The organism is Streptomyces sp. SID5785, assembly GCF_009870065.1.
Lineage (GTDB): Bacteria > Actinomycetota > Actinomycetes > Streptomycetales > Streptomycetaceae > Streptomyces.
On record NZ_WWIA01000544.1, the window covers coordinates 1 to 210 of the forward strand.

Genomic DNA, 210 nt, shown 5'->3' on the forward strand with positions numbered 1-210 from the left:
GCGATGATCTTCCAGGACGCGCTGTCCTCCCTCAACCCCGTGCTCAGCGTCGGCGAGCAGATCGGCGAGCTGTTCGTCGTCCACCAGGGCATGTCGAAGAAGGACGCCAGGGCGAAGGCCGTCGAGCTGATGGACCGGGTGCGCATCCCGGCGGCGAAGGAGCGCGTGGGCCAGTACCCGCACCAGTTCTCCGGCGGCATGCGCCAGCGC

Annotated in this window: 1 protein-coding gene; it reads left to right on the plus strand. The window is 69.0% G+C overall.

Going from position 1 to position 210, the window contains the following annotated elements; translation table 11 throughout:
• Positions 1-210 (plus strand): ATP-binding cassette domain-containing protein (locus GTW43_RS17550; protein ID WP_343246039.1); only part of this gene is annotated, 210 nt, incomplete at both ends.